The organism is Streptomyces sp. NPDC034043, from assembly GCF_055575675.1.
This window is the reverse complement of record NZ_JBVISF010000001.1, coordinates 272,620-298,506: the sequence shown is the minus strand read 5'-3', so window position 1 is coordinate 298,506 and position 25,887 is coordinate 272,620. Positions and strand designations below refer to the sequence as shown.

Genomic DNA, 25,887 nt, shown 5'->3' with positions numbered 1-25,887 from the left:
GGACATACCTATTCACTTCTCCGGTCCGTGCCCGGCGGAGCGGGCCCCTAGCGGGCCAGCTCCTCCTTGAGGGCCTGGAGGAAGCCGTCCACGTCCTCTTCCTGGGTGTCGTAGCCGCACATCCAGCGGACGTGACCGGCGGCCTCGTCCCAGAAGTAGAAGCGGTACCGCTGCTGGAGCCGGCGCGACACCTCGTGCGGCAGCTTCGCGAAGACGGCGTTGGCCTGGACCGGGTAGAGGATCTCCACCCCGTCGGTCTCGCGGACGCCCGCCGCGAGCCGCTGCGCCATCGCGTTGGCCTGGCGGGCGTTGCGCAGCCACAGGTCCTTCGCGAGCAGGGCCTCCAGCTGCACCGAGACGAAGCGCATCTTGGAGGCGAGCTGCATCGACATCTTGCGGATGTGCTTCATCTGCCGGACGGCGTCCGGGTTCACCACGACCACGGCCTCGCCGAACATCATGCCGTTCTTGGTGCCGCCGTACGAGAGCACGTCCACGCCCACCGCGTTGGTGAAGGTGCGCATCGGCACGTCGAGCGAGGCCGCGGCGTTGGCTATCCGGGCACCGTCGAGGTGCACCTTCATGCCGAGGCCGTGGGCGTGCTCGCAGATGGCCCTGATCTCGTCCGGGGTGTAGACCGTGCCGAGCTCGGTGTTCTGGGTGATCGAGACGACCTGGGGCATCGCCCGGTGCTCGTCGTCGAAGCCCCAGGCCTCCTGGTCGATCAGCTCGGGGGTGAGCTTGCCGTCCGGGGTGTCCACGGCGAGCAGCTTGATGCCCGCCATCCGCTCCGGGGCGCCGCCCTCGTCCACGTTGATGTGGGCGGTCTTGGCGCAGATCACGGCGCCCCAGCGGTCCGTCATCGCCTGGAGGGCGGTGACGTTCGCACCGGTGCCGTTGAAGACCGGGAAGGCCTCCGCGTACGGACCGAAGTGGCTGCGGATGACCCTCTGCAGGTGTTCGGTGTACTCGTCCTCGCCGTAGGCGACCTGGTGACCGCCGTTGGCGAGCGCGATGGCCTCCAGGATCTCCGGATGCACCCCCGCGTAGTTGTCGCTCGCGAAACCGCGGACCGCCGGATCGTGGTGGCGGCGGGCATCGGTCTTCACGGTTGTGGAGTGAGCCACAGACGCTGTCCGTTCACTTCGGGGGCGGGCCGCTCCCACACGTCGGCGATGGCCTCGGCCAGCTCCTTGACGTCGGTGAAGCCCGCGAACTTCGCATTGGGACGCTCGGCGCGCATCGCGTCGTGCACCAGTGCCTTGATCACCAGGATCGCAGCGGCGGCCTGCGGCCCCCCCTCGCCCCCCGCCTTGCGGAAGGAGTCCGCCATGGCCAGGGTCCAGGCCTCGGCGGCCGCCTTGCCAGCGTTGTACGCGGCGTTGTTGGCGACCGGCTTGTGCGCACCGGACTGGCTGATCAGCACGTAGCGTCCGCGGTCGCTGCGCAGCAGCGCGTCGTGGAAGGCGAGCGAGGTGTGCTGGACGGTGCGGATGAGGAGCTTCTCCAGGAAGCCCCAGTCGGCGAGGTCCACATCGGTGAAGGTCTTGCTGCCGCGCCAGCCGCCCACGAGGTGGACGACGCCGTCGACACGGCCGAACTCCTTCTCGGTGCGTTCGGCCCAGGCCTTGGTGGCCTCCAGGTCGAGCAGGTCGACGGTGTCGCCGGTGACGGTGGCGCCGCCGTGGGCGTAGCGGGCCGCGTCGACGGCCTCCGCCAGGCGTCCCGCGTCCGCGTCCGAGGCCACGACGGTGGCCCCCGCCTCGGCGAGGCGCATCAGCGCGGCGCGGCCGGCGGGGCCGCCGGCCCCGGCCACCGCCACCACCGCTCCGTGGAGCTTCCCGTTGCCGTTCATCCCTGCAGCCTCCTGTGCGCGGTCGCTCATGCGGCGGCCCGCTCGGCGTCGTCCGCGTTCGCCGGGGTGATGCCCTTGGTCGCGGCGATGACACCCTTGAGCTTCTTGGCGAGGGCCTCGTAGAACATGCTGAGGGGAAACTCGTCCGGAAGCACGTCGTCGACGAGCTTGCGCGGGGGCTGCGTCAGGTCCAGGGCGTCGGGGCCCTTGGCCCACTTGGAGCCCGGGTGCGGGGCCAGGTAGGTGGAGACGAGCTCGTACGCCTTGAACCAGTGGACCAGCTTCGGGCGGTCGATGCCCGCGCGGTAGAGGTCCTCGATCTCGGCGCACAGCTGGTTGGTGACCTGCGGGGCGCGCATCCAGTCGATCTTCAGCTTGTTGTCCGTCCAGCGCACGACGTCGTGCTTGTGGAGGTACGCGAAGAGCAGCTGGCCGCCGAGACCGTCGTAGTTGCGGTTGCGGTCGCCGGAGACGGGGAAGCGGAACATCCGGTCGAAGAGGACGGCGTACTGCACGTCACGGCCGTGCTCGTTGCCCTCGGACTCCAGCTTCACGGCCTCCTTGAAGGCGGTGAGGTCGCAGCGCAGCTCCTCCAGGCCGTACATCCAGAACGGCTGGCGCTGCTTGATCATGAAGGGGTCGAACGGCAGGTCGCCGTGGCTGTGGGTGCGGTCGTGGACCATGTCCCACAGGACGAAGGCCTTCTCGCAGCGCTCCTGGTCCTCGACCATGCGGGCGATGTCCTCGGGCAGCTCGATGCCGAGGATGTCGACGGCCGCCGCGGTGACCTTGCGGTAGCGGGCCGCCTCGCGGTCGCAGAAGATGCCGCCCCAGGTGAACCGCTCGGGGGCCTCGCGGACGGCGATGGTCTCGGGGAAGAGCACCGCCGAGTTGGTGTCGTAGCCCGGGGTGAAGTCCTCGAAGGTGATGCCGAGGAAGAGCGGGTTGTCGTACCGGGTGCGCTCCAGCTCGGAGAGCCAGTCGGGCCACACCATCTTCAGGACGACGGCCTCGAGGTTGCGGTCCGGGTTGCCGTTCTGCGTGTACATCGGGAAGACCACGAGGTGCTGCAGCCCGTCGGCGCGCTGGGACGCCGGGTGGAAGGCCAGCAGGGAGTCGAGGAAGTCCGGGACGCCGAAGCCCTCGGCGGCCCACTTGCGCAGGTCGGCGACGAGCGCGGCGTGGTAGGCGGTGGCGTGCGGCAGCAGCGGCGACAGCTCCTGCACCGCACTGGCGACCCGCTCCACGGCGGCCTCGACGTCGACGCGGGCGGGGGCGCCCTCGGCGTCGAAGTCGATCGATCCGTCCTGGGCCTGCCAGGGGCGGATCTCCTCCACGGCGGCCTTGAGCGCGGGCCACGCAGGGTGGTCTACCACCCGCGCGCCAGCGGTTATCACGGCACCGCCGGAGCCCGGCACAAGAGTTTCCGTCATGTCACTTCCTCCACAGGAGAACCTCGCGTTAAGACAGCGTATGCATGCGAGGCTCTTCCGCTCAAGAGGCAACTCGGGAAATTATCCTGTGCGACCCCCAGCTCCACCGGAAGTCTTCCGGTAACGCACGGTGGAATCCACCACTCCGCCTAGTAGTTGGAGTATCGGGCCGCCCTCCGGCGGGGCCGCGAAAAAATATGAGGAATCGGCGGGGCCCGGCGCTCAGGCCCGTGACGGCGGCGCGCTCCGCACGGAAGTGCGGGATGACCTTCTCCCCCCACTGCCGCAGCGTCTCCAGGCAGGCCTCCTGCGGCACCGTGCCCATCTGGACCAGGCACATCACCTCGTCCGCGCCCGCCGCGCGCAGCCGCTCGACGTACGCGATGGCCTCGTCCGCGCTCCCGTAGGCGTGGTCGGCGTTGAAGGTGGCCGTCGAGGCCGGCCGCCCGGGATGTCCTGCTCGTGCAGCCGGGCCACCACCTGTCCGGCGGCCCGGCGCATCTCGTCGTGGGGCAGAGCGCCGAGAAGTGGTCGTTGACGGCCGTGGACACGAACCGGCTGCCGTCGCGGCCCGCCACGGCGGCGTCGTACACCGCCCGCATCCCCGCTATCGACTCCGGACCGGCGAAACCCATCACCAGGGCCCCGATGCCCAGCTCGGCGGCCTGCACCAGGGTCTCGCCCCGGCCGCACGCCAGGACGAGCGACGGATGGGGGCGCCGCGCCGGGCGCGGCAGGATCGGGTGCGGGCCGATGTCCAGCAGCTCGCCGTGGTGCTCCAGCTCCTCCTCCCGCCAGGCCTTCCCGATGATCCGCAGCGCCTCCTCCACCTCGGCGGCGGTGCGGTCCCGGTCCACCCGCAGAGCGAGGTCTCCTGCTCCGTGCCCCCGCGCCCCGCACCCAGGTCGAGCCGCCCGCCGGACAGCAGGTCGAGCATCACGGCCCGTTCGGCCACGCGTACCGGGTGGTTGAAGTTGAAGGGCATGCACACGACGCCATGGCCGATGCGTATGGTGTTCGTCCTGGCCGCGACGAAACTCTGGAAGACCTCCGGTGCGCTCAAGTGAGCGAACCACTTCAGCGAGTGGTGCTCGACGGCCCAGATCCGGTCGGATCCCCTGCGTTCGGCGAGGACCGCCTGCTCGACGCAGTCACGGACGACCTGGTGTTCCCGTTCCACGGTGGGATCGGCCCGCTGAGCCTCGAAGATCACGGAGAATTTCACGATGCCTCCAGGAATGCGTCCCGTGCCCGGTCTTGCTTCGATTAAAAATATAACTAGTAGTCAGATCTCGAAGAAGCGAGACCTCCCGCCGACCGCCTGGGCGGTACTCGGTCTGCTGTCGTTCCCCGGCGAACGCACGGGGTACGAGCTGAAGAAGTGGGCGGACTCCTCCCTCCGCTTCTTCTACTGGTCGCCCGCCATCAGCCAGATCTACGCCGAACTGCGCCGCCTGGAGGACCTGGGGTACGCGGCTTCCGTGCGCTCGGGGCCCGAGGAGGCCCGCGCGAAGCGGCGCTACTGCATCACGGCGGCGGGCCGCGAGGCCCTCTCCGGCTGGGCCTCCGACACAGCGGACGCCGGGCCTCCGGTCCTCAAGCACGGGCTGCTGCTGCGCATCTGGCTGGGGCACCTGGCCGACCCCGAACGGCTGCGCGCGATGGTCGAGGACCACGTCGAGCGGACCCGGGGCGAGCTGGCCGCCGTGCGCGAGGCGATGGAGCACGCGGCGGACGTACCGGAATGGGCCTTCCCGGTCCTCGCGCTGCGCTGGAGCGAGCGGCAGCACCTGGCCGAGCTGGAGCTGGCCGGCGCCCTGCTCACGGACGTGCGCGAGGCCGGGATCCGGGCCGCCGGGGCCGGCCGGGACACCCCGTCGGGCGGCGCGCGGGCCCCGCGGACGGCCGCCCGTCAAGCCGGCGGGGACGCGCCCACGCAGGGGTGACGCGATACGGCGGCCCCGGCCCGCCGTGCGGCGCACGCCCCTGGCGGGAAGCGGCCGGAGGGCTTCCGCGGGACCCCGCACGACCGGTCCCATCCCGACCGGGGCGCACTAGCATGCGTCCTCACCGCGCGCGGCCGGTCGGGACACCGCGACCGCGCGGGGAGCCGCCCTCGACGGAAGCGAGAGAACCTTGACTTTCCTCACCATCGGTCACCGCGGGGTCATGGGTGTCGAGCCGGAGAACACCCTGCGGTCGTTCGTCCGCGCCGAACGCTGCGGGATGGACGTCATCGCGCTGGACGTCCGCCTCAGCAAGGACGGCGCCCTCGTGGTGCTGCACGACGCCGAGGTGGACCGCACCACGAACGGCGCGGGCGCCGTCGCCGACCTGACCCTGGCCGAGCTGCGCGAACTGGACGCCGGCCAGGGCGAGCGGGTGCCGGTCCTGGACGAGGTCCTGGAGGCCGTCCGGCTCCCGCTCCAGGTGTCGGTACAGGATCAGGCCGCCGCGACGGCGCTCGCGGAGCTCGTCGTGCGCCGGGACCTGGCCGCCCGGGTGGAGGTGGCCTCCGGTGACGGCGACGTGCTCGCGACGGTCGCCCGGCACGCCCCCGGCGTGCGGACCACCCTGCACCCGAGGCGGCCCGGGGCGGCCGCCGAGGACCTCGTGGACCTCGCCCTGGCGGCGGGCGCGCGCACCGTGGCCCTGGACATCCGCCGGCTCACCCTCGAAACGGTGGAGGCGGCGCACGCGGCGGGGCTCCGGGTGACGGGCTGGACGGTCAACACCCTGGACCAGCTGCGGCTGGCGCGGGCCCTGCAACTCGACGGCGCCGCCACCGACTTCCCGGAGATCCGCAGCACCGGCCGGTTCACCGCCTGAGCGGCCGCGGCCGGGCCCGTGGACCTCAGAGGGCCTTGACGAGCAGCTCGAAGGCCAGGTCGTCGCGGAGCGGGACGCCGAAGCGCTCGTCACCGTACGGGAAGGGGCTCAGCTCGCCCGTGCGCCGGTAGCCTCGGCGCACGTAGTAGGCGATGAGCTCCTCCCGTACGTTCACCACGGTCATCCGCATCTCCTTCGCGCCCCAGGCCTCGCGGGCCCGGCGCTCGGCCTCGGCCAGGACCTCCTTGCCGAGACCGGCGCCCTGGAGCCCGGGACGCACGGCGAACATGCCGAAGTAGGCGTGGTCCCCGCGGTGTTCGAGCTGGCAGCAGGCGACGAGCTCGCCCGCGCGCTCGACGACCAGCAGGATGCCGTGCGGGTCCGCGATGATCGCGCCGACGCCCTCGGGGTCGGTGCGCTGCCCGTCCAGGAAGTCCGCCTCCGTCGTCCAGCCGGCCCGGCTGGCGTCGCCCCGGTAGGCGGACTCGACGAGCGCCACCAGTTCCGGTACGTCCGCCTCCACGGCGCTGCGGAAACTCGTGGCGGCGGGCTGGGCGGTCGACATCGGGCGCTCCGTTCATCGCGGCGGCATATGACATGCCTGGTACGGCACGCAGAGCCTAACCCGGGCCGGCGTGAGGGCGGCGCGAGCAGGGAATCCCTTCTGCGACGCCGACGAACCGGGAGGTTCCGCCGTGCACGGATCCGCGATGCCGCTCACCCTCGCCTGGATGCTCGTGGCGCTGTGCGCCGCCACCGGCGGGTACTGCCTGCTGCGGGCGCGCAGAGCGGACCGGCGTACGCGCGGGGCGGCCGTGGGCGAGGTGGTGATGGGCTTCGGGATGGCGGCGATGGCCGTCCCCGCGGGCATCGGGCCGTGGGGTCCGCAGGTCCTGCTGGCGGTCTTCGGCGGGGCGACGGTGCACGCGTTGTGGCTGCTGCGCGGCGGGGTGCACCACGCGCACCACCTGGTCGGCTCGCTGGCGATGGCGTACATGGCACTCGCGATGGCCCTCGGGCAGGGGCACGGGCGGGCGGGGCTGCCTGCGGTGACGGGGGCGCTGCTCGTGTACTACGCCGGGTACGTGCTGCTCGGCGGGGCGCGGCTGCTGACGGCGGGCGGCGGGGCGCGGCCGGTGGCCGTGGCGGCGGACGGGGGCGGCGGCGGGACCGCGGGAGGGACCGGGGACCTGACGCGGGCCTGCCGACTGGCCATGGGGACGGGGATGTTGGCGATGCTGCTGGCCATGTGAGGCCCGTGGCCGGGGTGCCCGCGGGCGGGACGTGTCCTGCGTCACCAATGCCCCGAGCCCGTACCCGGAGGAGGTGCCGCGCTCATAGGCTGGCGGACATGATGGTCTCCGCCGCTCTCCTGATGCTCGGCGCACTGACCGCGGTGCTCGCGCCCCGCCTGCTGGCCCGGGCGCAGTGGCCCGAGCGTGAACCGGTGGTCGCGCTGTGGGTGTGGCAGTGCGTGGTGGCCGCGACCCTGCTGTGCCTGGGGCTGTCGATGCTGCTGAGCGCGGCCGCCGCCTGGCAGGCGGTACGGGGCCGGCTGTTCGCCGTGGCCCCGCACGGGGTCGTCGACGCGTACGCGCTGGGGACGGAGGGCGGCCCCTGGGCCACGGGCACGGCGCTGGCGCTGGCCGGCGGCGGGCTGTGGACCGGAGCGATGCTGGCGCGGGAGGTGCTGCGGGCTCGGTCGGGGCGGCGCGCCCGGGGGGCCGAACTCCTCGTGCGGGCCCCGCTGATGCCCGGGGAGGACCCGGCCGCCGCGCGGCTGGTGGTCCTGGAGGGCCCGCGTCCCGAAGCTTGGTGGCAGCCGGGGGCGGCGCCGCGGCTGGTGGTGACGACGGCGGCGCTGGGCCGGCTCAAGGGCAGCCAGCTCGACGCGGTGCTGGCGCACGAGCAGGGGCACGTGGCGGCCCGGCACGACTGGCTGCTGCACTGCTCGCGGGCGCTGGCGCAGGGGTTCCCGCAGGTGCCGGTCTTCGCGGCGTTCGAGGCGGAGATGCACCGGCTGGTCGAGCTGGCGGCCGACGACGTGGCCTCGCGGCGCTACGGGCGGCTGACGGTGGCCCTGGCCCTGGTCGGGCTGAACGAGGACCGGGGCGTCTTCGGTCCGTGCGGGCCCGAGGAGGCGCACGTCCCGCAGCGGGTGCGGCGTCTGCTGTCGGCCGCGCCGCGCCTGTCGCCGGCCCGCCGGCTGCGGCTGGCGGCGATGGCCACGCTGGTTCCGGCGGTTCCGCTGCTGGTGGCCTTCGGACCGGGGCTGAGCGCGCTGGCCTGAGAGGGCGGCCGTGTGCTGGCAGGATCGGGGCATGCGGAACACGTGGCTTTCGAGGGCCGGGGTGGGCTGCGCGCTGCTCGCGGCCGCGCTGACCCTCCTGGTGGTGGCGAGCTGGCCGCCCCTGATCTCGTACGACGACTGGGTCGCCCGGGGCCTGCACCCGTACGCGGTCGCCCATGACGGGGTCACGGGTGTCATGCGGGTCCTCTCCGACTGGGTCTGGGACCCGTGGACGATGCGCGCCCTGGCCGCCCTGGCCTGTCTGTGGCTCTGGCGGCGCGGGGACCGCTCGCGGGCGGTCCGGGTGGGCGGGGCGGCACTGGTGGCCTCGGGGGTGCAGCAGGGATTGAAGGCGCTGCTGGGGCGCGCCCGTCCGGTGTGGCCGGATCCGGTCGACTCGGCGTACTACGCGGCCTACCCGTCGGGGCACGCGATGACGGCCACGGTGGTGTGCGGACTGCTGCTGTGGCTGCTGCCGGCGAGGACCCCGCGCGCGGTGGTGGCTGGGGCCTGGGCGGTGGCCGTCGTTTCGGTGCTCGGGGTCGGCTTCACCCGGCTCTACCTGGGCGTGCACTGGTTCACGGACGTGCTGGCGGGCTGGCTGCTGGGGGTGGCCGTGGTGTCGCTGGCGGCGTTCCGGCATGCCTGCCCGGGGCGATCCCCCGCGTCGCCCCGAGCAGACGGTCCCGCGCGCTGAGTATATTGGCTCAGAGCCAGTCAACGCAGGAGTAAGCATGTCCCCGCGCAGCGCATCGGTCAATGAAGAATTGCGCAGACGTTCCCGGGAGCGGCTGTTGCAGGCGACGGTCGAACTGGTCGCCGAGCGCGGTTACGAGGCCACGAAGCTCGGCGACATCGCCGACCGGGCGGGTGCGGCGCGCGGCCTGGTCTCGTATTACTTCCCCGGCAAGCGCCAGCTGTTCCAGTCCGCCGTGCACCGGCTGATGCACCTGACCCTGGAAGCGGCCCTGGAGCGCGAGCCCCGCAGCGAGGACGGCCGGGAACGGCTGGCCCGGGCGATCGACGCGATCCTGGGGCTGGCCCGGGATCACCCCCGGCTGATGCGGACGCACATGGGGGGCATCCTCCAGGCGGAGGGGTTCATCCAGTGCCCGGAGCAGCAGCGCCTGGCGGAGCTGCTGCGGGACACCGTCGACCGGTACGGCTCGGCGGACGTGGACACGGACTACCCGCTGCTGCGGGCGCTGCTGATGGGAGCGGTGGTCGCGGTGCTGCTGCCGGGGGCGCCGATGCCGGCGGCCCGGCTGCGGGCGGAGCTGTTCCAGCGGTACGGGCTGGACTGGGAGCTGGGGGTCCCGCCGGACGGGGGGCCGCCCGGCGGAACGTTTCCCCGCTGAGCGGGGTGACGATCAGCGGTACTCGGGCTGGGTCTGTACGTTGAGCCGGTCCATCCGTACCCACTTGGCGCTCTCGGTGCGCCAGTCGTCGATCCTGAGCACGTCGAGGCCCTTGGCGATGTCGTTCGAGTAGATGTGGCCGTTGTAGTAGTACGCGGACCACGAGCCGCCGAGGCCCAGCTTGTCGGTGCTCAGCGGGCCGCGCTCGAAGTAGCCGATCTCCTTGGGGGCCGCGGAGTCGGTGAAGTCCCAGACGGAGACGCCGCCCTGGTACCAGGCCTGGACCATGATGTCGCGCCCGCCGCCGACCGGGATCAGCGAGCCGTTGTGGGCGACGCAGTTCTCGGTGGCGGCCTGGTGCCGCGGGATCTTGAAGTAGCTCTTGAAGACCAGCCGGCGCTGGTCGCCGCGGCCGGTGATGTCGTAGATCCCGTCGGCGCCGCGGTCGGGGCCGGTGGCCTCGTTGCAGGTGGCGCCGCCACCTCCGCCGAGCTCGTCGGTGAACACCACCTTGTCGGCCCGCTCGTTGAAGGTCGCCGAGTGCCAGAACGCGAAGTTGACGTTGTCCTGGACGCGGTCGATGACCCTCGGCCGCTCCGGCTCGCTGATGTCGAAGAGGATGCCGTCGCCCATGCAGGCGCCGGCGGCCAGGTCCTTGGACGGCAGCACGGTGATGTCGTGGCAGCCGGTGGTCTTGGAAACGCCGGGGTTGGTCGGCGCGCCCGGGTTGCCGCCGTCCGGGAAGAGCACCGGGAAGCCGACGACGGCGGCCTGGGTCGGGGCCTTCTTCGGGACCTTGATCACGGAGATGCCGTCGTGCGGCGGCTTGCAGTCCGGGAAGGCCTCGTTGGGCGAGTACGAGGAGACGTAGACGTAGACGTCGCGGCCGCCGGGCACCAGGGTGTGGGTGTGGGATCCGCAGGCGGTCTCGACGGACTTGACGTACTTGGGGTTCCGCTTGTCCTTGATGTCGAAGATCTTGATGCCCTCCCACGAGGACTTCTCCGTCGCGGGCTGCGAGACGCTGTTGCAGGAGTCGTCGCTGCGGGACGAGTCGGTGGAGAGGAAGAGCAGGTCGCCGGAGACCGAGATGTCGTTCTGGCCGCCCGGGCACAGGACCTGGGTGACGACCTTGGGCGACTTGGGGTTGGCGATGTCGTAGATGGTGAAGCCGTCGTAGCTGCCGGCGTAGGCGTAGTCGCCCTGGAACGCCAGGTCGGAGTTGATCCCGGCCGGGTTGGCGCTGGGGATGTTGGCGAGGTGTTTGACGTTGGCGCTGTGCACGATCTCGTCCTGGCCCGGGATCTCCCCGGGAGCGAGTTCGCGGCCTTGGGCGGGGCCGGCGTTCTGCCGGGCTCCGGGGCCCGGGGCGAGGTCGCCCGGGTCGGGGGTGGCGGCCGCCGGTCCGGCGGTGAGGAGGGTGGTGAGGAGTCCGGCGGCGGCCAGGGCCGCCCCCAGACTCCGGTGATGCACTCTGACGCTGTGGAGCAGGGTCACTGTGCCTCCCGTGGGGGCCCGTACGTTTCGCTCCTCATGGGAACGGAACCTGGACCCCGGCAGTATCGTGCTTTTCATGGACATGGCAAATGCATTAGTCGGCCGATTCCTGGGGGCGGCGCTGACCGCCGGCCTCCTCCTCACCGTCACCGGCTGCCAGGACGGCGACGCGGGCGCGCGGGCGGCGGGTGACGACGGGCCCGCGATCGTCGCCCCCGGCCGGCCGGGCGGCCCGGCCCGCACCCTCTCCCCCGAACAGGCCGCGAGGGAACGCCCCGACGACAGCCCCAACGCGGCCGACCACGCGTACGTGCGGCGCATGACCGAACACCACCGGCAGGCCCTCACGATGAGCGCCCTCGCCCCCGGCCGGGCCTCGGCGGAAGGGGTGAAACGGCTCGCGGAACGGATCGCGGCCGCACAGCGGCCCGAGATCGGGGCCATGGAGAAGTGGCTCTCCCGGTACCCGGCGCCCGGCGGCGGCACCGGCGAGCACGAACACGGCGCGATGCCCGGCATGGCGACGGAGCAGCAGCTGGCGGAGCTGACCGCCGCCAAGGGGGCCGACTTCGACCGGCTCTTCCTCAGGATGATGACCGCCCACCACGAGGGGGCCCTGAAGATGGCCGGCGAGGCGCTGGCCGGGGGCAACAACGTCGCCGTGGAGGAGATGGCGAACGAGGTCGTGGCCACCCAGAGCGCCGAGATCGAGCGGATGCGCGCCCTGGGCTGACGGGCCGGGGACCCGGTGGCATGCTGGGAGCACCTTGCGGGAGGAGTACCGCCGTGCTTCATGTCGCCGTCGTCGGTTCGGGCCCCAGCGGGGTCTACGCCGCCCAGACGCTGGTCCAGCAGCGGGAGGTGCCGGGCGTGCGCGTCGACGTACTGGACCGGCTGCCGGCCCCGTACGGCCTGGTGCGGTACGGCGTGGCCCCCGACCACGAGAAGATCAAGTCGCTGACCGGAAACCTCCGGTCGGTGCTGGAGGACGACCGCATCCGTTTCCTCGGCAACGTGGAGGTGGGCGGCGAGGGGCTGCCGACCGCGCGGCTGCTGGAGCTGTACCACGCGGTGGTGTACTGCGTGGGCGCCGCGCGCGACCGGATGCTCGGCATCCCCGGCGAGGAACTGGCCGGGGTGCACTCCGCGACGGCCTTCGTGTCCTGGTACAGCGGCCACCCCGACGCCGGCTCCTTCGACCTCGGCGGGGTCCGCTCGGCCGTGGTCGTCGGCGCCGGCAACGTCGCGGTGGACGTGACGCGGATGCTGGCCCGGGGCGTGCCCGAGCTGGAGCCCACCGACATGCCGCAGCCCGCGCTGGGCGCGCTCGCGGAGAGCGGGGTGCGGACGGTGACGATGGTGGCCCGGCGCGGGCCCTCGCAGGCCAAGTTCACCACCAAGGAGCTCCGCGAACTGGGCACGCTGCCCGGAGTCGGCACCCGGGTGGAGCCCGCCGAGCTGGCCCTCGACCCGGCGTACGCGGGCGGGGCCGCGGCGGCGCTGCCGGCGGTGGCCCGGCGCAACCTGGAGGTGCTCCGCGGCTGGGCCGGTGCCGGGCCGGACGGCGCGGACGCGGCCGTGGACGCGGCCCGGGAGATCCGGCTGCGCTTCTACCTGAGGCCGGTGAAGGTGCTGGGCGGGCCCGACGGCCGGGTCCGCGGGCTCCGCTTCGAGCGGACCGCCCCGGACGGCCGCGGCGGGGTGACCGGGACGGGCGCGTACGAGGACGTCGAGGCGCAACTGGTGCTGCGCTCGGTGGGGTACCTGGGGGTGCCGCTGCCGGGCCTGCCCTTCGACGCCGCCACCGGCACGGTGCCCCACGCGGCGGGCCGGGTGGTGCGCGGGGGCCGGGCCTCGGTGGGCGAGTACGTGGCGGGCTGGATCAAGCGCGGCCCGACCGGGGTGATCGGCACCAACCGGCCGTGCGCCAAGGAGACGGTGTCCTCGCTGCTCCAGGACGCGGGGGCGCTGGCCCGGCGGGAGCTGCCGGGAGACCCCCTGGACGCCCTGCGCGCGGCGGGCCTTCGCCCGGTGGAGTGGCCGGGCTGGCTGTCGATCGAGGCCGCGGAGGAGGCCCTGGGCCGTTCCCTGGGCCGCCGCTCGGTGAAGATCCCGGACTGGGCGGGTCTCCGCTCGGCGGCCGGCATCGGGTAGGGCCACCGGTCCCAGGAGCCGGTCACGGACGACCGGTCGCGGAACCGGTCGCGGAGGTCGGCGCTAGGACGCGCCCTCGGGCCGCGTCGGCTCGGCCGCGGCGGCCGTCAGGATGCTGTCCAGGAGGCCGGGGAAGCGGGACTGGAGGTCGTCGCGGCGCAGGCCGTTCATCTTCGCCGTCCCGCGGTAGGTCTGGCGTACGACGCCGCTCTCGCGCAGGACGCGGAAGTGGTGGGTGGTCGTGGACTTGGTGACCGGCAGGACGAAGTCGGAGCAGGCCAGTTCGGTGTCCGTGGAGGCGAGTTCCCGGACGATGGACAGCCGCATCGGGTCGGAGAGGGCGTGCAGGACGTCCTCCAGCCGGATCTCCCGCGGCTCGGGGTGGGCGAGGGCACGGGCCGTGTCGCGTTCCGTCATGTCCTGCTCCGCTCGTTCGGCTCGGCTGCGGGTCCCATCGTACGAGAAGTGTCGTAGCAAGGAGGGCGGCGCGGAGGGGAGGGGAGGGGCGGGTGCCCGCGTGCCCGCCCGCGCCGCACGCGGTGTCACCAGCTGCGGTGGTACTGGTCCGGCGTGGGGATCTCCGCGCCCAGCTCGGCGGCCGCGCGGCGGGCCCAGTACGGGTCGCGCAGCAGCTCGCGGCCGAGGAGGACGGCGTCCGCCTCGCCGTTGGCCAGGATCTTCTCGGCCTGCTCCGGCTCGGTGATCAGGCCGACGGCGGCGACGGGCAGGGTGGTCTCGGCCTTGACGCGGGCGGCGAAGGGCACCTGGTATCCGGGGCCCGCCGGGATCCTTACGTGCGGGGCGAGCCCGCCGGTGGAGACGTCGAGCAGGTCCACGCCGTGCTCCTGGAGCAGCCGGGCCAGCCGGACCGTCTCGTCGGCGGTCCAGCCGTCCTCCTCCAGCCAGTCGGTGGCGGAGATCCGGAAGAACAGCGGGAGTTCCTCGGGCCACACCTCCCGTACGGCGTCGACGACTTCGAGGGGGAAGCGGGTGCGGTTCTCGAACGAGCCGCCGTAGGAGTCGGTGCGCCTGTTGCTGTGCGGGGAGAGGAACTCCCCGATGAGGTAACCGTGGGCGCCGTGGATCTCGAGGACCTCGTAGCCGGCCGCGAGGGCGCGTCCGGCGGCGGCCGCGAACTGGCCGGTGATCTCGTTGATCCGCTCGGTCGTGAGCTCGTGCGGCACCGGGTGCCCCTCGTCGAACGGCACGGCGCTCGGGGCGACGGGCTGCCAGCCGTGGCCCTCGGGGCCGACGGGGCGGCCGCCCTTCCAGGTGCGGTCGGTGGACGCCTTGCGCCCGGCGTGGCCGATCTGGATGCCGGGGACGGATCCCTGGGACTTGACGAAGGCGGTGATCCTGCGGAGGGCCTCGACCTGGGTGTCGTTCCAGATGCCGAGGTCGTAGGGGCTGATGCGGCCCTCCGGCGCGACGGCGGTGGCCTCCTGGATGATCAGGCCGGTGCCGCCGGTGGCCCGGGCCGCGTAGTGCGCGAAGTGCCACTCCAGTGCCACGCCCGCGTTCGGGCCGAAGGCCTCGGCGCTGTACTGGCACATCGGTGCCATCCAGACGCGGTTCGGGATGGTGACCGAACGGAGGGTGTAGGGCTGGAACAGGGCGGCGAAGGCAGCGGGTGCAGCACTCATGGGAGCTCTCCAGATGTCACCGGACGTGCGCCGGAACCGGCGCCAAGTACGAGGAACACCGTACTACGAAATCTCTCGTAGTACGAGACCCCTCGTACGAAGAGGCTGGGGGGTCGAACTGGCCTTCGGCGGCCCGGCCTGCCGGACCACTGTCGGCGGGCGGGTGCAGACTGGCTGGGAAGCTGCCGTGAAGGACTACGACGTCCGGAGGTGTCGGCCATGACCGACGTGGTACTGCTCGCCGGGACCCGCAAGGGCCTCTTCATCGGCCGCCGCCGGGACGGCGGCCCCTGGGAGTTCGACGGTCCGCACTTCAACGCCCAGGCCGTCTCGGCGGTCGCCGTCGACACCCGGGGGCCGGCGCCCCGGCTGCTGGTCGGCGGGGACAGCACGCACTGGGGGCCGTCCGTCTTCAGCTCGGACGACCTGGGCACGACCTGGCACGAGCCCGCCGCGCCCGCCGTCAGGTTCCCGAAGGACACCGGCGCCTCCCTGGAGCGGGTCTGGCAGCTGCACCCGGCCGGTCCGGAGGCTCCGGACGTGGTCTACGCCGGGACCGAGCCCGCCGCGCTCTTCCGCTCGGCCGACCGCGGCGAGTCCTTCGAGCTGGTGCGGCCGCTGTGGGAGCACCCGACCCGCTCGGAGTGGGTGCCGGGCGGCGGCGGTGAGGGCCTGCACACGGTGATCACCTACCCGGCCGACCCGGCCGCCGTGACGGTGGCGGTGTCCACCGCCGGGGTGTTCCGCACCCGGGACGGCGGGGCGAGCTGGGAGCCGTCCAACCGCGGGGTCTCCGCGGTGTTCCTGCCGGATCCCGACCCGGAGTTCGGCCAGTGCGTCCACAAGATCGCCCAGGACGCCGGGGACCCCGGCCGGCTCTACCTCCAGAACCACTGGGGGGTCTACCGCAGCGACGACGCGGGAACCCGGTGGACCGACATCGGCGCCGGGCTGCCCTCAGACTTCGGCTTCGCGGTGGCCGCCCACCCGCACCGCCCGGACACCGCGTACGTCTTCCCGCTGAACGCCGACTCCGACCGGGTGCCGGCGGAGCACCGCTGCCGGGTCTTCCGCACCCAGGACGCGGGGGCGACCTGGGAACCGCTCTCGAAGGGGCTGCCGGCCGGCGACCACTACGGCACCGTCCTGCGCGACGCCCTGTGCACCGACGACGCCGACCCCGCGGGCATCTACTTCGGCAACCGCAACGGCGAGCTGTACGCCAGCCACGACGACGGCGACAGCTGGCAGCTGCTGGCCGAGCACCTGCCGGACGTGCTGTGCGTACGGGCCGCCGTACTGCGCTGAGCGGCGGCCGGCTGTCGGTGTGGGCCAGTAGAGTGATCACCCATGGCAGCACGACCGTTGAACGAGATCGTCGAGCCGGGCTGGGCCCGGGCTCTGGAGCCGGTGGCGGGGCAGATCGCCGCCATGGGCGACTTCCTGCGCGCCGAGATCGCGGCAGGCCGGACCTACGTCCCGTCGGGGGCGAACGTGCTGCGCGCGTTCCAGCAGCCCTTCGACGAGGTGAAGGTACTGATCGTCGGGCAGGACCCCTACCCGACCCCGGGACACGCCATGGGCCTGTCCTTCTCGGTCGCCCCCGAGGTGAGCCCGTGGCCGCCCAGCCTCGACAACATCTTCCGCGAGATGCACGCGGACATCGGGACGGGACGGCCGCTGAACGGCGACCTCACCCCGTGGACCCGACAGGGCGTGCTGCTGCTGAACCGTGCGCTCACCACCGCCCCCCGCAAGACCGGCGGCCATCGCGGCAAGGGCTGGGAGACGGTCACCGAGCAGGCGATCCGCGCCCTCGTCGCGCGCGGAAAGCCGCTGGTGTCCATCCTGTGGGGCCGCGACGCCCGCAACCTGCGCCCCCTGCTGGGGGACCTGCCGGCCGTGGAGTCCGTCCACCCCTCCCCCATGTCCGCCGCCAACGGCTTCTTCGGCTCCAGGCCGTTCAGCCGGACCAACGAGCTGCTGGCCGGCCTCGGCGCGCAGCCCGTCGACTGGCGCCTGCCGTCAGTCAGTTGAACCGTATATGATATTCAACGTACGACATTCAATGGATAAATACGGACAGATGCCACCCGAGTGGGCCCTGCCCGAACACGTCGTTCCGATAAGCCAGTAGCATGCGGCGCCATGAGCTCCCCCACTGGGCCCGCGAATGGCCTGCCCGTACGAATGCCGCGACCCCGCCAGACCGGACGGCACCGCCGGCCCGAGCCCGCGGTGGCGCCCGAGGGCGCGCCCGCGCTGGTGCTCGCCGTGCCCGGTGCCCCCTCGGCCGCCTCGCGGGGGCTCGCCGAAGAGGTCATCAGCATCGGTCGCTCCGAGCTGCCGGGCCTGGACGCCCGCATCGGCTTCCTCGAGGGTGAGGACGGCGAGGAGAGCGAGTTCCCCTCGCTGTCCGGCGTACTGAACGCCGTCGCCCAGGAGCGGACCGCCCGGGCGGAGTTCGCCCGGGCCGCCGGTCTCGAGGTGCCCGCGCCGACCGGCCCCGACGCCGTGGTCGTGCCCCTGCTGGCCGGTCCCGACGGAGGCCTGCTGCGCCGGGTGCGCCAGGCGCTGATGGACTCCTCGGCCGCCGCCGAACTTGCCGACGTACTCGGCCCGCACCCGCTGCTCGCCGAGGGCCTGCACGTACGCCTCTCGGAGGCCGGCCTGGCCCGCGCCGACCGGGCGCGCCTGTTCACGGTGGCCACCGCCGCCGACGGCATCATCCTGGCCACCACCGGCGGCGAGGAGGCCGTCCAGGCGGCCGGCATCACCGGCATGCTGCTGGCCGCCCGGCTCGCGGTGCCCGTGATCGCCGCCGCGCTGGACCAGGAGGGCTCGGTGGCGGCGGTCGCCGCCGAGCTGCGCGGTTCCGGTTCGGTCCAGCTGGCACTGGCCCCGTACCTGATCGGCCCGGAAGCGGCCGAGGGCCTGCTGGACACGGCCTGCAAGGAGGCCGACTGCTCCACCGCCGAAGTCCTCGGGGCCTACCCGGCACTCGGCAAGCTGGCCGTCGCGCAGTACAGCGCCGCCCTGGGGCTCCAGCTGGGCGCCGCGGCACAGTAGGCCCGCAGGCGTGACGAGGGCCCGCCCGGAATCCGTTCCGGGCGGGCCCTCTCCGTGCGTCCGGACGGCTTCGCCCGGGCAGACGGCTCGTCCGGGCAAAGGCTTCGTTCAGGCGAAGACCACGCAGGCGGCCGCGGGGACGGCCACCGAACCGGCCCGGCGGGGGTGCCCGGTGAGCGCGTCCACCTCGAACCAGGTGACGTCACCGGACCACTCGTTGGCCACGTAGAGGCGGCGCCCCGAGGGGTCGGCGACGAGATCGCGCGGCCAGCTGCCACCGCATCCCGTCACATCGGTGGCCTGCGGCTTCTCCGGCCCGTCGGCGAGCGAGAACGTGGCGAGGGTGTCGGTGCCGCGGACGGCGGCCCATACGAAGCGCCCGTCCGCCGAGACGGCGACCACCGAGGGGTAGGCCCGCGGAGCGTCCGGGGCGCCCTCCGGAAGGAGCGGAACCTCCGAGACCGGTTCCAGCTCCCCGGCGGCCGCGTTCCAGCGGCAGACGGTCATCTGCGGCTCCAGCTCGTGCAAGACGTACGCCACCTCCCCGTCGGGGTGGAAAGCGAGGTGGCGGGGCCCCGATCCGGCCCGGAGCACGCTCTCGGCGTGCAGGCGCAGCTCCCCGGAGTCGGGGTCCAGGGCGCAGACCCGGACGGAGTCCGTCCCCAGGTCCACGCTCAGCACCCAGCGGCCGCTCGGGTCGGGCCGGACCTGGTGGGCGTGCGGGCCCTGCTGCCGCTCGGGGTCCGGGCCGCCGCCCCGGTGCGCGAGGACGGCCGCGGGGCCGGCGGGGGCGCCGTCGGCGTCGAGCGGCAGGGTACTGACGCTGCCGGAGGTGTAGTTGGCGGTCAGCAGCCTGCGGCCGGCCGTGCTGAGGTGGGTGGGTCCGGCTGCCCCGACCGGCACGGGGGCCCCGAGCGCTTCGAGGCCTCCGGGTCCGGTGCGGAAGGCGATCACGGCGCCCCGGTCGGCCTCGCTGACCGCGTAGAGGACGCGATGGTCCGGGCCGAGCGCGAGGCACGAGGGGTTGTCGGGGGTGGGGGTCACGGCGACCGGTGTCAGCGCCCCGGTGGCGGGGTCGACGGCCGCGGTGGTGATGCCGCGGCCGCCGCCGGAGGTGAAGGAGCCGATGTAGGCGAGATCGCGGGTGCTGTGCGCGGCCCCTCGCGCACCGGTCCCGCCGGGTGCGCCGTCCGCGCCGTTCACGTCGTCCACAGGTCGCCCTTCCGCCGTTCCGCGCCGTCGGGGCGACCGTAACAGAAGGTCTAGACCAAGTCCCGTCCCTCGGCCCGTTCCCGCGCGCCGTCGTGGTGTACGTACCCCGTGGAGCTGGGGCTGTCATCGTACGTGCGGTGGAAGACCGGCGTGGCGGAACCGGAGATCGGCGGAACGATCCAGGACCAGTCCGCGCCCACCTCGCGGCCCCTGCGCTCCTCCCGCTCCAGGTGGGTGAGGAAGCGCCGGGACTCGGTGTGGTGGTCCGCGATGGTGACCCCGGCCCGGTCGAAGGAGTCCAGCACCGCCCGGTTGAGCTCGACCAGCGCCCGGTCCTTCCACAGCGAACGGTCGCTGGAGGTGTCCAGGCCCAGTCTTCGGGCGACGGCGGGGAGGAGGTTGTAGCGGTCGGTATCGGCGAGGTTGCGGGCGCCGATCTCGGTGCCCATGTACCAGCCGTTGAAGGGGGCGGCGGGGTAGTGGATGCCGCCGATCTCCAGGCACATGTTGGATATGGCGGGCACGGCGTGCCAGCGCAGACCCCAGTCGCTCCAGTCGTCGCCCTCGTCGGGGTGCCGGATGGGCACCTCCAGTACGGCGTCGGCGGGGGTGTCGAACCAGCGGGGCTTGTCGTCGACGCCCTGCACGACCAGCGGGAGGAGGTCGAAGGGGGTGCCGGCGCCGCCCCGCCAGCCGAGTCCGAGGAGGGCCTCGGTGAGCGGTGCGTTGCGGGCGTCGCCCACCGTTATGGAGTGGTGGTCCCCGTAACCGGCGTAGCGCACCAGTTGCTCGCTCCAGATCAGCGGGCCGGGGCGGTCCGGGGTGTCGGGGGCGAAGACGGTGATGGTGGGCCGGACCCTGCCGCCGTTGGTCGCCTCGCGCAGGTGCTCGAAGCATTCGGCGGCGATGTCCTCGGCGGCGGTCAGCCCGCGCCGGTCGCGGACCCGCAGGGAGTTCCAGTAGAGCCGGCCGATGCAGCGGTTGCTGTTGCGCCAAGCCACGCGGGCGCCGTGGACCAGCTCCTGCGGGGTGTGCCGGTAGGTGCCGGTCTCCGCGAGCTCGGCCCGCACGGTGGCGAGGCGGGCACGCGGATCACCGGCCTGCGGATTCTCCCGGTGGAAGAGCCGGATGAACTCCTCGGCTTCCTCCCACACCTGAGCGGCGCTCGAGTGCTTCTGCAGAATTTCCATCCCGGGCCGTTACCCCCTGTCCGACCAGATCCATCCTGTACGTGCCGGATGAATGTGCAATGAACACTCACCCGTTGTACACGGGGCAGGTCAGCCCGGTGCCGCTGGAGCCTCCGGAACACTCGTCCGAGTGGTCTCACCCGATCAGCCTGCGGCAAGGGGTCCTACGGGCGTATCCTCCGCGGCATTCCGGCAAGGTGAGGACCGAGGGGCCGGGGGCGGGGTCAGCCGCAGGGGCGGCTCATGAAGAGGGCCTGCTCGCCCGCCGCCGGCGTGCCCTCGTAGAGGGCGGTGTCCAGGCCGCAGAGCGCGAACCCCATGCGCCGGTAGGCGTGCACGGCGGGGGCGTTGACCGAGCTGACCTCCAGCCACAGGTGCGCGGCGCCCCGTTCGCGCGCGAAGCCGGCCGCTAGCTCCATCAGGGCCCGTCCGACGCCGCGTCCCCGGTGGGCGGGGGCGACCTCGATGTCGTCGACGGTCAGGCGCCGGTTCCAGGGGGCGTAGGTGACGGTCGCGAAACCGCAGACCGATCCGGCGTCGACGGCGACGAAGGTGCGGGAGTGCTCCTCGCGGCCGTCGCCCGCGTCCCCGTCGTCGTGGTCGTCCTCGTCGGCTTCGTCGTCCTGATCGGGCGGGAAGACCTTGCGCAGCGGCGGGTCCACCGCGACCTCGCGCAGGGCGAAACCGAAGCCGTCCTCGGGCCGGATCACCTCGAACACGGTGGACGTGACGAAGGAACCGTCGAGGGCTTCGATCGCCTCCCGGTCCTCGGGGCGGGCGGTGCGGTACTCGAACGCCGGGGCCTGTGGGTTCGTCATGGACCTGACCGTACCGCCCGCGCGGGGCGGGCGGTTGAGGCGGTTCGGGCGGTTCAGGCGGTAATGGCCAGCGGGGACCGGGGGTCGGTGCGCAGGGGGGTGGCCAGGGCGACGAGGGCCTGCTCCAGCCCGTGCAGGTGGGCCAGGGCCGGTTCGGCGCCCGCGTCCCGGGCGGGGGCCCCCGGCGCGGCGGGTGCCGGGGCTCCCCCGGGTGCGGTGAGCGCCTCGACGGCGGTCTCCACCCGCCAGCAGGCGGCGGCGAGCCGGGCGTCGTGGGAGGCCTGCGGGTCCGCGGCGACGGCCGCCAGCCCGCGCACCTCCCGGGCGCAGTCGTCGAGCAGCGCCATGACCTGCCGGGCCCGGGCCTTGCGGGCGCGCAGCGGGCTCAGCGGGTGGACGAGCGGCGCGAGGGCGATCCGGGCGCGGCCCAGCAGGAGTTCCAGCTCGGCGGCGTGCGGGGCGGGGTCGGCCCCGGGGTCTCCGGCGAGGCGGTCGAGGGAGGCGGCGGTGGCGGCGCGTACGCAGTGCAGGGCCCGCTGGATCCAGGCCTCGTTGGCGCCGTGCGTGGTGACGGGGAGGATCAGCACCACGGCGAGGGCGGCGCCGAGCGCGCCGACGGCGGTCTCCTCGAGGCGCAGGAGCAGCAGCCCGGGGTGCAGTACGCCGAGGAGCCCGTAGAGCAGCCCGGCCATGACGGTGACGAAGAACATCATCCAGGAGTAGGAGGGGGCCGCCGTGTAGAAGATGCCGAAGACGCAGACGGCGACGAGGGCGGCGGTGGGCGCGGGCGCGCCGTGCAGCGGTACGGCGATGAGCAGGCCCGCGGCGATGCCGACGACGGTGCCGAGGACCCGGCGGAAGCCGCGGACCAGGGTCTCGCCGCGCGAGGCGGTGTTGACGAAGATCCACCAGGCGGTGCCCACGGCCCAGTACCAGCGGTCCTCGGACAGCACCTGGCCGACGGCGAGGGCGAAGGCGCAGGCGGCGGTCGCCTGGAAGGCCTGGCGGGTGGTGGGCCGGGCCAGGCCGGTGCCGGGCAGCGGCGGCGGGGCGGCTGCGGGGGGCGTGCGGCGCTCGATGGGCCACAGCACGAACCGAACGGCCCCGGCCGAGAGCAGCGCCAGGGCCACGGCGGCGAACAGCTCGGGCAGCTGGGCGGGGCGGGCGTGCAGGAACTGGGTGACGAAGAACATCATGAAGCCGAAGATGCCGAGGGCGTGGCCGCGCGGGCCCCAGCGGCGTGCGTAGACCCCGGCGAAGACGACGGCGAGGAAGGCGGCGTCGCGGACGGGCGGCATCCCGTGCAGTCCGGTGGCCAGCGCCAGGACGGGGAAGCCGGTGGCGGGCAGCAGGGCGGTGGTCACCCGCTGGGCGCGGACGTCCGCGTCGAGGACGGTGAACAGCGCGAGCAGCGCCGCGAGGCCGCCGGTGATGGAAGCGGTCAGCGACAGCCCCGACAGTTCGGCCACGGCGACGGCGAGCGCCGTGCCGATCACGGCGCGCAGCGAGTTCCGCAGTCTGGTGCGCCCCGGATCCGGAGCAACGAACATCCTCTTCATGGCGGTGTGCCGCCCCCCTCGGAGTCACGCGCGCCGGCCCGGCGTCCGCCCGGGGGTGGTGGGCGGCGTACGGGCACGGCGAAGGCACCGCGCTCCGGACCGGCGTCGTTGCCGTCCGGCGCTGCGCGGCGCCGAAAGTACATGGATATGACACAGATAAGCATCCGGAGGGGCAATGGCTCAAGCGACGTTCGTCACGCTGGGCCGTTGGCACAGCCGGGAGGGGGCAATTCCGGCCAGTGGGAGACCAACGGACCCGCCCGGGAGGCAGGGGCCGGGCCGCTGTGCGGAGGGCGGGCGGGGCGCCCACGACGGAGGGGTGCGAGGCGATGCGGCGGACGTTCTGGTCGCGGGTTCGCCCGGCTGTACGGGGTGCGGGAGCCGACGGCCTTCGTGGTGCGGCCGGACGGCTACCTGGGGCCCGGCTCTGCCCGCCGACGGCCGGGGGACCGGCCGGATACCTGGCGGGCGTGTTCGACGGCTGACGGCGGGCCCGGGGCTCCGACGGGCGGGCTCAGGAGCCGGCCCCCTCCGTCGGCACGCACAGCACCGGAACGGGCGACAGGTGCAGGAGCTTGTGCGGGGTGGAGCCGAGCAGGGCGCCCCGGATCGGACTGTCGCCCCAGCTGCCCACGATGATGACCCGCGCGTGGTGGCGTTCGGCGGCGGCGAGCAGGGCCTGGGCCGGCTTGTCGTCCACCACCTCCACCGTGGAGGGCACGCCCGCCTCGTCGGCGGCCTCGACGGCCCGGGCGAGGGCGGCCCGCCCGGCCTGGAGTACGGCTTCGCGGTGCGCGCGGTACTCCTCCCCCGTGGGTCCGGGCGCGGCGGCCCCGTACACGAGGACCAGGGGTTCCCCGAAGGCGGTGGCCACCTCCAGCGCCACCCGCAGGGCACGCTCGGCGCCGGGGGACTCGTCGTACCCCAGGACCACGGACATCGGGCCTCCTCAGCTCTTCCCGCCGCGCACGAGGGCCGGGTCGACCACCCCGCGGCGCTCCTGCCAGAACCTGCCGTCCCGGATCCGCCGGACGCACATGAGGAGCACGCCGAGGGCCGCGATGCCGATGCCGATGACCAGCGGCGGGCCGAGACCGAACCAGGAGACCCCGCCGGCGGAGTTGCGGGGGTCGGACATGTCGATGACGGACTCCACCAGCAGCCAGGCCAGCAGGCCCGCGCCGACCAGCGGGCCCACGCCGATGAGGAAGAGGTTGTGCGCGTTCTCCAGCAGGTGGCGGCGGTAGTAGACGGCGCATGCCACCCCGGTGAGCGCGTAGTAGAAGGCGATCAGCAGGGAGAGCGCGGTCAGTGAGTCGAGGAGGGCGTTCTCGCTGATCTGGTTGACGACGAGGTACCAGGCGATGGCGATGCCGGCCACCCACCAGGTGCTCACCTCCGGGGTGTGGAAGCGGGGGTGGATGTGCGCGAGCCGCGACGGCAGGGCGTGCCGGCGGGCCATGGAGAGGGCGGTCCGGGAGGCCGGGATGATCGTCGTCTGGGTGGAGGCGAGGGCGGAGGTACAGACGGCGAGGAGCACCATCCAGTCCCAGCCGCCCATCACCTCGTGCGCGAGGACGGCGAAGACGGCCTCCTCCTCGGCGGCGTTCTCGGCCAGGAACCTCGTCCCGGAGTAGCCGACGATGGCGAAGCCCACGGACAGGTAGGTGACCAGCAGCACCACGGTGGACCAGATGCCGGCCCTGCCGGGCGCGGTGGCGGAGTCCTCGACCTCTTCGGTGAGGTTCACGGCGGACTCCCAGCCCCAGTAGATGAACACGCCGAGCAGCAGTCCGCCGGTGAGCGCGGCGCCGCCCGCGCCGAAGGGGTTGAGCCAGGCGAGGGAGGGTTCGATCCCGTCGAGGGTGCTGGTGCCGGCGTACACGCGGTAGAGGGCGACGACGGCGAAGGCCAGGAGGAAGAAGACCTGGGCGAGGATGAGGACGTCCTGGAGGTGGGCGGAGAGCTCGGTGCCGATGACGCAGACGGCGGTCATCACGAGGATGACGACGACGGTGAGCGTCTGGCGGACCGCCTGGTTCGCGGCCCAGTCGTCGAGGCCGGCGGCGAGCAGGCCGAAGTGGACGGCCACGTCGGCGAGGGAGCCGATGACGAGCACCCCGGTCATGGCGATGGCCCAGCCCCCGAGCCAGCCCGCCCAGGGGCCCATGGCCCGGGTCACCCAGGAGAAGGTGGTGCCGCAGTCCTGGTCGACCTTGTTGAGGTAGTAGAAGGCCGCGGCGATGAGCAGCATCGGTACGAAGGAGGCCAGCATCACGCCCGGCGCGTAGATGCCGGCCAGGGCCACGATCGGGCCGATGACGGCGGCCAGGGAGTAGGCGGGAGAGGTCGAGTTGAGGCCGATGACGAGGGCGTCGAGGAAGCCGATCGCATTGGCCTTGAGGCCCTCCTCGGCACCGGCGTCCGCCGTGCCGCCGCCCGCCTCGGCGCGGTCGCCGTCGTTCATGTACGCATCGTCACGCACGCGGCGGCCGGGCGCGAGGCGGGCGGGTCGGTCCGGGTCAGTCGGTGCCGGGGGTCTTGCGGGTGGTGACGTTCATCCGGTTCCAGGTGTTCACGGCGAGGACGAGCGCGACCAGGTGGGCCAGTTCCTCCTCGCCGAAATGCCGGGCGGCCTCGTCGTAGACGGCGTCCGATACTCCGCCGGGCAGCAGGGTGATCTCCTCGGTCAGGGCGAGGGCGGCGCGTTCCTTCACGGTGAACAGGCTGGAGTCGTGCCAGGCGGAGAGCTGGTAGATCCGCTGCTCCGACTCGCCGCCCTTGCGGGCGTCGCCGGTGTGGTAGTCGATGCAGTACGCGCAGCGGTTGATCTGTGAGGCGCGGATCTGGACCAGTTCCAGGAGGACCGGGTCCAGGCCCTCGCGGGCGGCGGCGTCGAGGGCGAGGACGGCCTTGAAGACGCGGGGTGCGACGGTGGAGAAGTCCATGCGCTGGGGAACCTGAAAAGTCGTCATGGGAG

At 73.2% G+C, this 25,887-nt stretch carries 25 protein-coding genes and 1 pseudogene; 11 read left to right on the top strand and 15 right to left on the bottom strand.

The window, feature by feature from the left end; genetic code table 11:
* Positions 1 to 47 precede the first annotated feature (47 nt).
* The 4 genes and pseudogenes from ACZ51S_RS01705 to ACZ51S_RS01690 form a co-directional block, all read right to left on the bottom strand.
* A complete protein-coding gene (locus ACZ51S_RS01705; protein WP_388936805.1) occupies positions 48 to 1,109 on the bottom strand; it encodes a threonine aldolase family protein in 1,062 nt (353 codons plus the stop codon).
* Positions 1,106 to 1,885, bottom strand: a complete 780-nt coding sequence (locus tag ACZ51S_RS01700) for an SDR family NAD(P)-dependent oxidoreductase (RefSeq protein WP_468476148.1) — start codon at positions 1,883 to 1,885, stop codon at positions 1,106 to 1,108. The genes ACZ51S_RS01705 and ACZ51S_RS01700 overlap by 4 nt, the downstream gene beginning before the upstream one ends.
* Complete coding sequence (locus tag ACZ51S_RS01695) at positions 1,882 to 3,288, bottom strand: DUF6421 family protein (protein WP_468476147.1); 1,407 nt, start codon at positions 3,286 to 3,288, stop codon at positions 1,882 to 1,884. Before ACZ51S_RS01695 ends, ACZ51S_RS01700 begins: the two co-directional genes overlap by 4 nt.
* 61 nt (positions 3,289 to 3,349) lie before the next feature.
* Positions 3,350 to 4,513: pseudogene (locus ACZ51S_RS01690) on the bottom strand (LLM class flavin-dependent oxidoreductase).
* A gap of 13 nt (positions 4,514 to 4,526) precedes the next feature.
* Here ACZ51S_RS01690 and ACZ51S_RS01685 point away from each other — a divergent pair.
* Positions 4,527 to 5,234 (top strand): helix-turn-helix transcriptional regulator, encoded by a 708-nt coding sequence (locus ACZ51S_RS01685; protein ID WP_468959669.1) that lies wholly within the window; start codon positions 4,527 to 4,529, stop codon positions 5,232 to 5,234.
* 190 nt (positions 5,235 to 5,424) lie between these two features.
* Complete coding sequence (locus ACZ51S_RS01680; RefSeq protein ID WP_468476145.1) at positions 5,425 to 6,117, top strand: glycerophosphodiester phosphodiesterase; 693 nt, start codon at positions 5,425 to 5,427, stop codon at positions 6,115 to 6,117.
* 25 nt (positions 6,118 to 6,142) lie between these two features.
* Here the strand turns inward: ACZ51S_RS01680 and ACZ51S_RS01675 are convergent, their stop codons facing one another.
* Complete coding sequence (locus ACZ51S_RS01675; protein WP_468476144.1) at positions 6,143 to 6,682, bottom strand: GNAT family N-acetyltransferase; 540 nt, start codon at positions 6,680 to 6,682, stop codon at positions 6,143 to 6,145.
* A 130-nt stretch (positions 6,683 to 6,812) separates the two neighbouring features.
* Here ACZ51S_RS01675 and ACZ51S_RS01670 point away from each other — a divergent pair, with 130 nt between their 5' ends.
* The 4 genes from ACZ51S_RS01670 (at position 6,813) to ACZ51S_RS01655 (ending at position 9,765) form a co-directional block, all read left to right on the top strand.
* Positions 6,813 to 7,370 carry a DUF5134 domain-containing protein gene (locus ACZ51S_RS01670; RefSeq protein WP_468476143.1) on the top strand — a complete coding sequence of 186 codons (558 nt, stop codon included), beginning with the start codon at positions 6,813 to 6,815 and terminating at the stop codon, positions 7,368 to 7,370.
* A 98-nt stretch (positions 7,371 to 7,468) separates the two neighbouring features.
* Positions 7,469 to 8,407 carry a M56 family metallopeptidase gene (locus tag ACZ51S_RS01665; RefSeq protein WP_468476142.1) on the top strand — a complete coding sequence of 313 codons (939 nt, stop codon included), beginning with the start codon at positions 7,469 to 7,471 and terminating at the stop codon, positions 8,405 to 8,407.
* Positions 8,408 to 8,438: 31 nt separating this feature from the next.
* Positions 8,439 to 9,104, top strand: coding sequence for a phosphatase PAP2 family protein (locus tag ACZ51S_RS01660; protein WP_468476141.1), 666 nt, complete (start codon positions 8,439 to 8,441; stop codon positions 9,102 to 9,104).
* 37 nt (positions 9,105 to 9,141) lie between these two features.
* Positions 9,142 to 9,765 carry a TetR/AcrR family transcriptional regulator gene (locus ACZ51S_RS01655; RefSeq protein ID WP_467884066.1) on the top strand — a complete coding sequence of 208 codons (624 nt, stop codon included), beginning with the start codon at positions 9,142 to 9,144 and terminating at the stop codon, positions 9,763 to 9,765.
* 12 nt (positions 9,766 to 9,777) lie between these two features.
* On the opposite strand, the gene ACZ51S_RS01650 is transcribed toward ACZ51S_RS01655, so the two are convergent.
* Positions 9,778 to 11,262, bottom strand: a complete 1,485-nt coding sequence (locus tag ACZ51S_RS01650) for an LVIVD repeat-containing protein (RefSeq protein ID WP_468476140.1) — start codon at positions 11,260 to 11,262, stop codon at positions 9,778 to 9,780.
* A gap of 76 nt (positions 11,263 to 11,338) precedes the next feature.
* Between ACZ51S_RS01650 and ACZ51S_RS01645 the strand changes: the two genes are divergently transcribed.
* Both ACZ51S_RS01645 and ACZ51S_RS01640 read left to right on the top strand, forming a co-directional pair.
* Positions 11,339 to 11,995, top strand: a complete 657-nt coding sequence (locus ACZ51S_RS01645; protein WP_468959248.1) for a DUF305 domain-containing protein — start codon at positions 11,339 to 11,341, stop codon at positions 11,993 to 11,995.
* A 53-nt stretch (positions 11,996 to 12,048) separates the two neighbouring features.
* Positions 12,049 to 13,416 carry an FAD-dependent oxidoreductase gene (locus ACZ51S_RS01640; protein WP_468885310.1) on the top strand — a complete coding sequence of 456 codons (1,368 nt, stop codon included), beginning with the start codon at positions 12,049 to 12,051 and terminating at the stop codon, positions 13,414 to 13,416.
* 63 nt (positions 13,417 to 13,479) lie between these two features.
* On the opposite strand, the gene ACZ51S_RS01635 is transcribed toward ACZ51S_RS01640, so the two are convergent.
* Both ACZ51S_RS01635 and ACZ51S_RS01630 read right to left on the bottom strand, forming a co-directional pair.
* Positions 13,480 to 13,833, bottom strand: a complete 354-nt coding sequence (locus ACZ51S_RS01635) for an ArsR/SmtB family transcription factor (RefSeq protein WP_468476137.1) — start codon at positions 13,831 to 13,833, stop codon at positions 13,480 to 13,482.
* Positions 13,834 to 13,958: 125 nt separating this feature from the next.
* Positions 13,959 to 15,059 carry an NADH:flavin oxidoreductase/NADH oxidase gene (locus ACZ51S_RS01630; RefSeq protein WP_468476136.1) on the bottom strand — a complete coding sequence of 367 codons (1,101 nt, stop codon included), beginning with the start codon at positions 15,057 to 15,059 and terminating at the stop codon, positions 13,959 to 13,961.
* Positions 15,060 to 15,278: 219 nt separating this feature from the next.
* Here ACZ51S_RS01630 and ACZ51S_RS01625 point away from each other — a divergent pair, with 219 nt between their 5' ends.
* From ACZ51S_RS01625 to ACZ51S_RS01615, 3 genes are all read left to right on the top strand, one after another.
* Entirely contained in the window at positions 15,279 to 16,367 is a 1,089-nt protein-coding gene (locus ACZ51S_RS01625) for a WD40/YVTN/BNR-like repeat-containing protein (RefSeq protein WP_468476135.1), read from the top strand.
* A gap of 42 nt (positions 16,368 to 16,409) precedes the next feature.
* On the top strand, positions 16,410 to 17,096 hold the full coding sequence (locus tag ACZ51S_RS01620; RefSeq protein WP_388936855.1) for a uracil-DNA glycosylase: 687 nt from the start codon (positions 16,410 to 16,412) through the stop codon (positions 17,094 to 17,096).
* Positions 17,097 to 17,207: 111 nt separating this feature from the next.
* A complete protein-coding gene (locus ACZ51S_RS01615) occupies positions 17,208 to 18,128 on the top strand; it encodes a sirohydrochlorin chelatase (protein WP_388936858.1) in 921 nt (306 codons plus the stop codon).
* A 108-nt stretch (positions 18,129 to 18,236) separates the two neighbouring features.
* Here the strand turns inward: ACZ51S_RS01615 and ACZ51S_RS01610 are convergent, their stop codons facing one another.
* The 7 genes from ACZ51S_RS01610 to ACZ51S_RS01580 all read right to left on the bottom strand — a co-directional run bounded on the left by ACZ51S_RS01610 (position 18,237) and on the right by ACZ51S_RS01580 (position 25,882).
* Positions 18,237 to 19,256, bottom strand: a complete 1,020-nt coding sequence (locus ACZ51S_RS01610; RefSeq protein WP_468959667.1) for a lactonase family protein — start codon at positions 19,254 to 19,256, stop codon at positions 18,237 to 18,239.
* Positions 19,257 to 19,390: 134 nt separating this feature from the next.
* Positions 19,391 to 20,530 carry a nitric oxide synthase oxygenase gene (locus ACZ51S_RS01605; protein ID WP_468476132.1) on the bottom strand — a complete coding sequence of 380 codons (1,140 nt, stop codon included), beginning with the start codon at positions 20,528 to 20,530 and terminating at the stop codon, positions 19,391 to 19,393.
* Between the two features lie 224 nt (positions 20,531 to 20,754).
* Entirely contained in the window at positions 20,755 to 21,348 is a 594-nt protein-coding gene (locus ACZ51S_RS01600; RefSeq protein ID WP_468476131.1) for a GNAT family N-acetyltransferase, read from the bottom strand.
* Between the two features lie 53 nt (positions 21,349 to 21,401).
* A complete protein-coding gene (locus ACZ51S_RS01595; protein ID WP_468885316.1) occupies positions 21,402 to 22,907 on the bottom strand; it encodes an FUSC family protein in 1,506 nt (501 codons plus the stop codon).
* Between the two features lie 514 nt (positions 22,908 to 23,421).
* Positions 23,422 to 23,847 (bottom strand): universal stress protein, encoded by a 426-nt coding sequence (locus ACZ51S_RS01590; RefSeq protein ID WP_388936868.1) that lies wholly within the window; start codon positions 23,845 to 23,847, stop codon positions 23,422 to 23,424.
* A 9-nt stretch (positions 23,848 to 23,856) separates the two neighbouring features.
* On the bottom strand, positions 23,857 to 25,374 hold the full coding sequence (locus tag ACZ51S_RS01585) for an APC family permease (protein ID WP_468476129.1): 1,518 nt from the start codon (positions 25,372 to 25,374) through the stop codon (positions 23,857 to 23,859).
* A 55-nt stretch (positions 25,375 to 25,429) separates the two neighbouring features.
* Positions 25,430 to 25,882: a carboxymuconolactone decarboxylase family protein gene (locus tag ACZ51S_RS01580; protein ID WP_468476128.1), complete on the bottom strand. Its 453-nt coding sequence runs from the start codon at positions 25,880 to 25,882 to the stop codon at positions 25,430 to 25,432.
* Positions 25,883 to 25,887 lie beyond the last annotated feature (5 nt).

What these genes read in the sequence shown, in the direction of transcription:
- ACZ51S_RS01695 (WP_468476147.1), bottom strand. Translation starts at nt 3,288, where the DNA reads ATGACGGAAACTCTTGTGCCGGGCTCCGGCGGTGCCGTGATAACCGCT.
- ACZ51S_RS01615 (WP_388936858.1), top strand. Translation starts at nt 17,208, where the DNA reads ATGAGCTCCCCCACTGGGCCCGCGAATGGCCTGCCCGTACGAATGCCG.
- ACZ51S_RS01685 (WP_468959669.1), top strand. Translation starts at nt 4,527, where the DNA reads ATGCGTCCCGTGCCCGGTCTTGCTTCGATTAAAAATATAACTAGTAGT.
- ACZ51S_RS01635 (WP_468476137.1), bottom strand. Translation starts at nt 13,833, where the DNA reads ATGACGGAACGCGACACGGCCCGTGCCCTCGCCCACCCCGAGCCGCGG.
- ACZ51S_RS01605 (WP_468476132.1), bottom strand. Translation starts at nt 20,530, where the DNA reads ATGGAAATTCTGCAGAAGCACTCGAGCGCCGCTCAGGTGTGGGAGGAA.
- ACZ51S_RS01595 (WP_468885316.1), bottom strand. Translation starts at nt 22,907, where the DNA reads ATGAAGAGGATGTTCGTTGCTCCGGATCCGGGGCGCACCAGACTGCGG.
- ACZ51S_RS01625 (WP_468476135.1), top strand. Translation starts at nt 15,279, where the DNA reads ATGACCGACGTGGTACTGCTCGCCGGGACCCGCAAGGGCCTCTTCATC.
- ACZ51S_RS01665 (WP_468476142.1), top strand. Translation starts at nt 7,469, where the DNA reads ATGATGGTCTCCGCCGCTCTCCTGATGCTCGGCGCACTGACCGCGGTG.
- ACZ51S_RS01675 (WP_468476144.1), bottom strand. Translation starts at nt 6,682, where the DNA reads ATGTCGACCGCCCAGCCCGCCGCCACGAGTTTCCGCAGCGCCGTGGAG.
- ACZ51S_RS01590 (WP_388936868.1), bottom strand. Translation starts at nt 23,847, where the DNA reads ATGTCCGTGGTCCTGGGGTACGACGAGTCCCCCGGCGCCGAGCGTGCC.
- ACZ51S_RS01630 (WP_468476136.1), bottom strand. Translation starts at nt 15,059, where the DNA reads ATGAGTGCTGCACCCGCTGCCTTCGCCGCCCTGTTCCAGCCCTACACC.
- ACZ51S_RS01585 (WP_468476129.1), bottom strand. Translation starts at nt 25,374, where the DNA reads ATGAACGACGGCGACCGCGCCGAGGCGGGCGGCGGCACGGCGGACGCC.
- ACZ51S_RS01600 (WP_468476131.1), bottom strand. Translation starts at nt 21,348, where the DNA reads ATGACGAACCCACAGGCCCCGGCGTTCGAGTACCGCACCGCCCGCCCC.
- ACZ51S_RS01620 (WP_388936855.1), top strand. Translation starts at nt 16,410, where the DNA reads ATGGCAGCACGACCGTTGAACGAGATCGTCGAGCCGGGCTGGGCCCGG.
- ACZ51S_RS01660 (WP_468476141.1), top strand. Translation starts at nt 8,439, where the DNA reads ATGCGGAACACGTGGCTTTCGAGGGCCGGGGTGGGCTGCGCGCTGCTC.
- ACZ51S_RS01700 (WP_468476148.1), bottom strand. Translation starts at nt 1,885, where the DNA reads ATGAGCGACCGCGCACAGGAGGCTGCAGGGATGAACGGCAACGGGAAG.
- ACZ51S_RS01580 (WP_468476128.1), bottom strand. Translation starts at nt 25,882, where the DNA reads ATGACGACTTTTCAGGTTCCCCAGCGCATGGACTTCTCCACCGTCGCA.
- ACZ51S_RS01655 (WP_467884066.1), top strand. Translation starts at nt 9,142, where the DNA reads ATGTCCCCGCGCAGCGCATCGGTCAATGAAGAATTGCGCAGACGTTCC.
- ACZ51S_RS01645 (WP_468959248.1), top strand. Translation starts at nt 11,339, where the DNA reads ATGGACATGGCAAATGCATTAGTCGGCCGATTCCTGGGGGCGGCGCTG.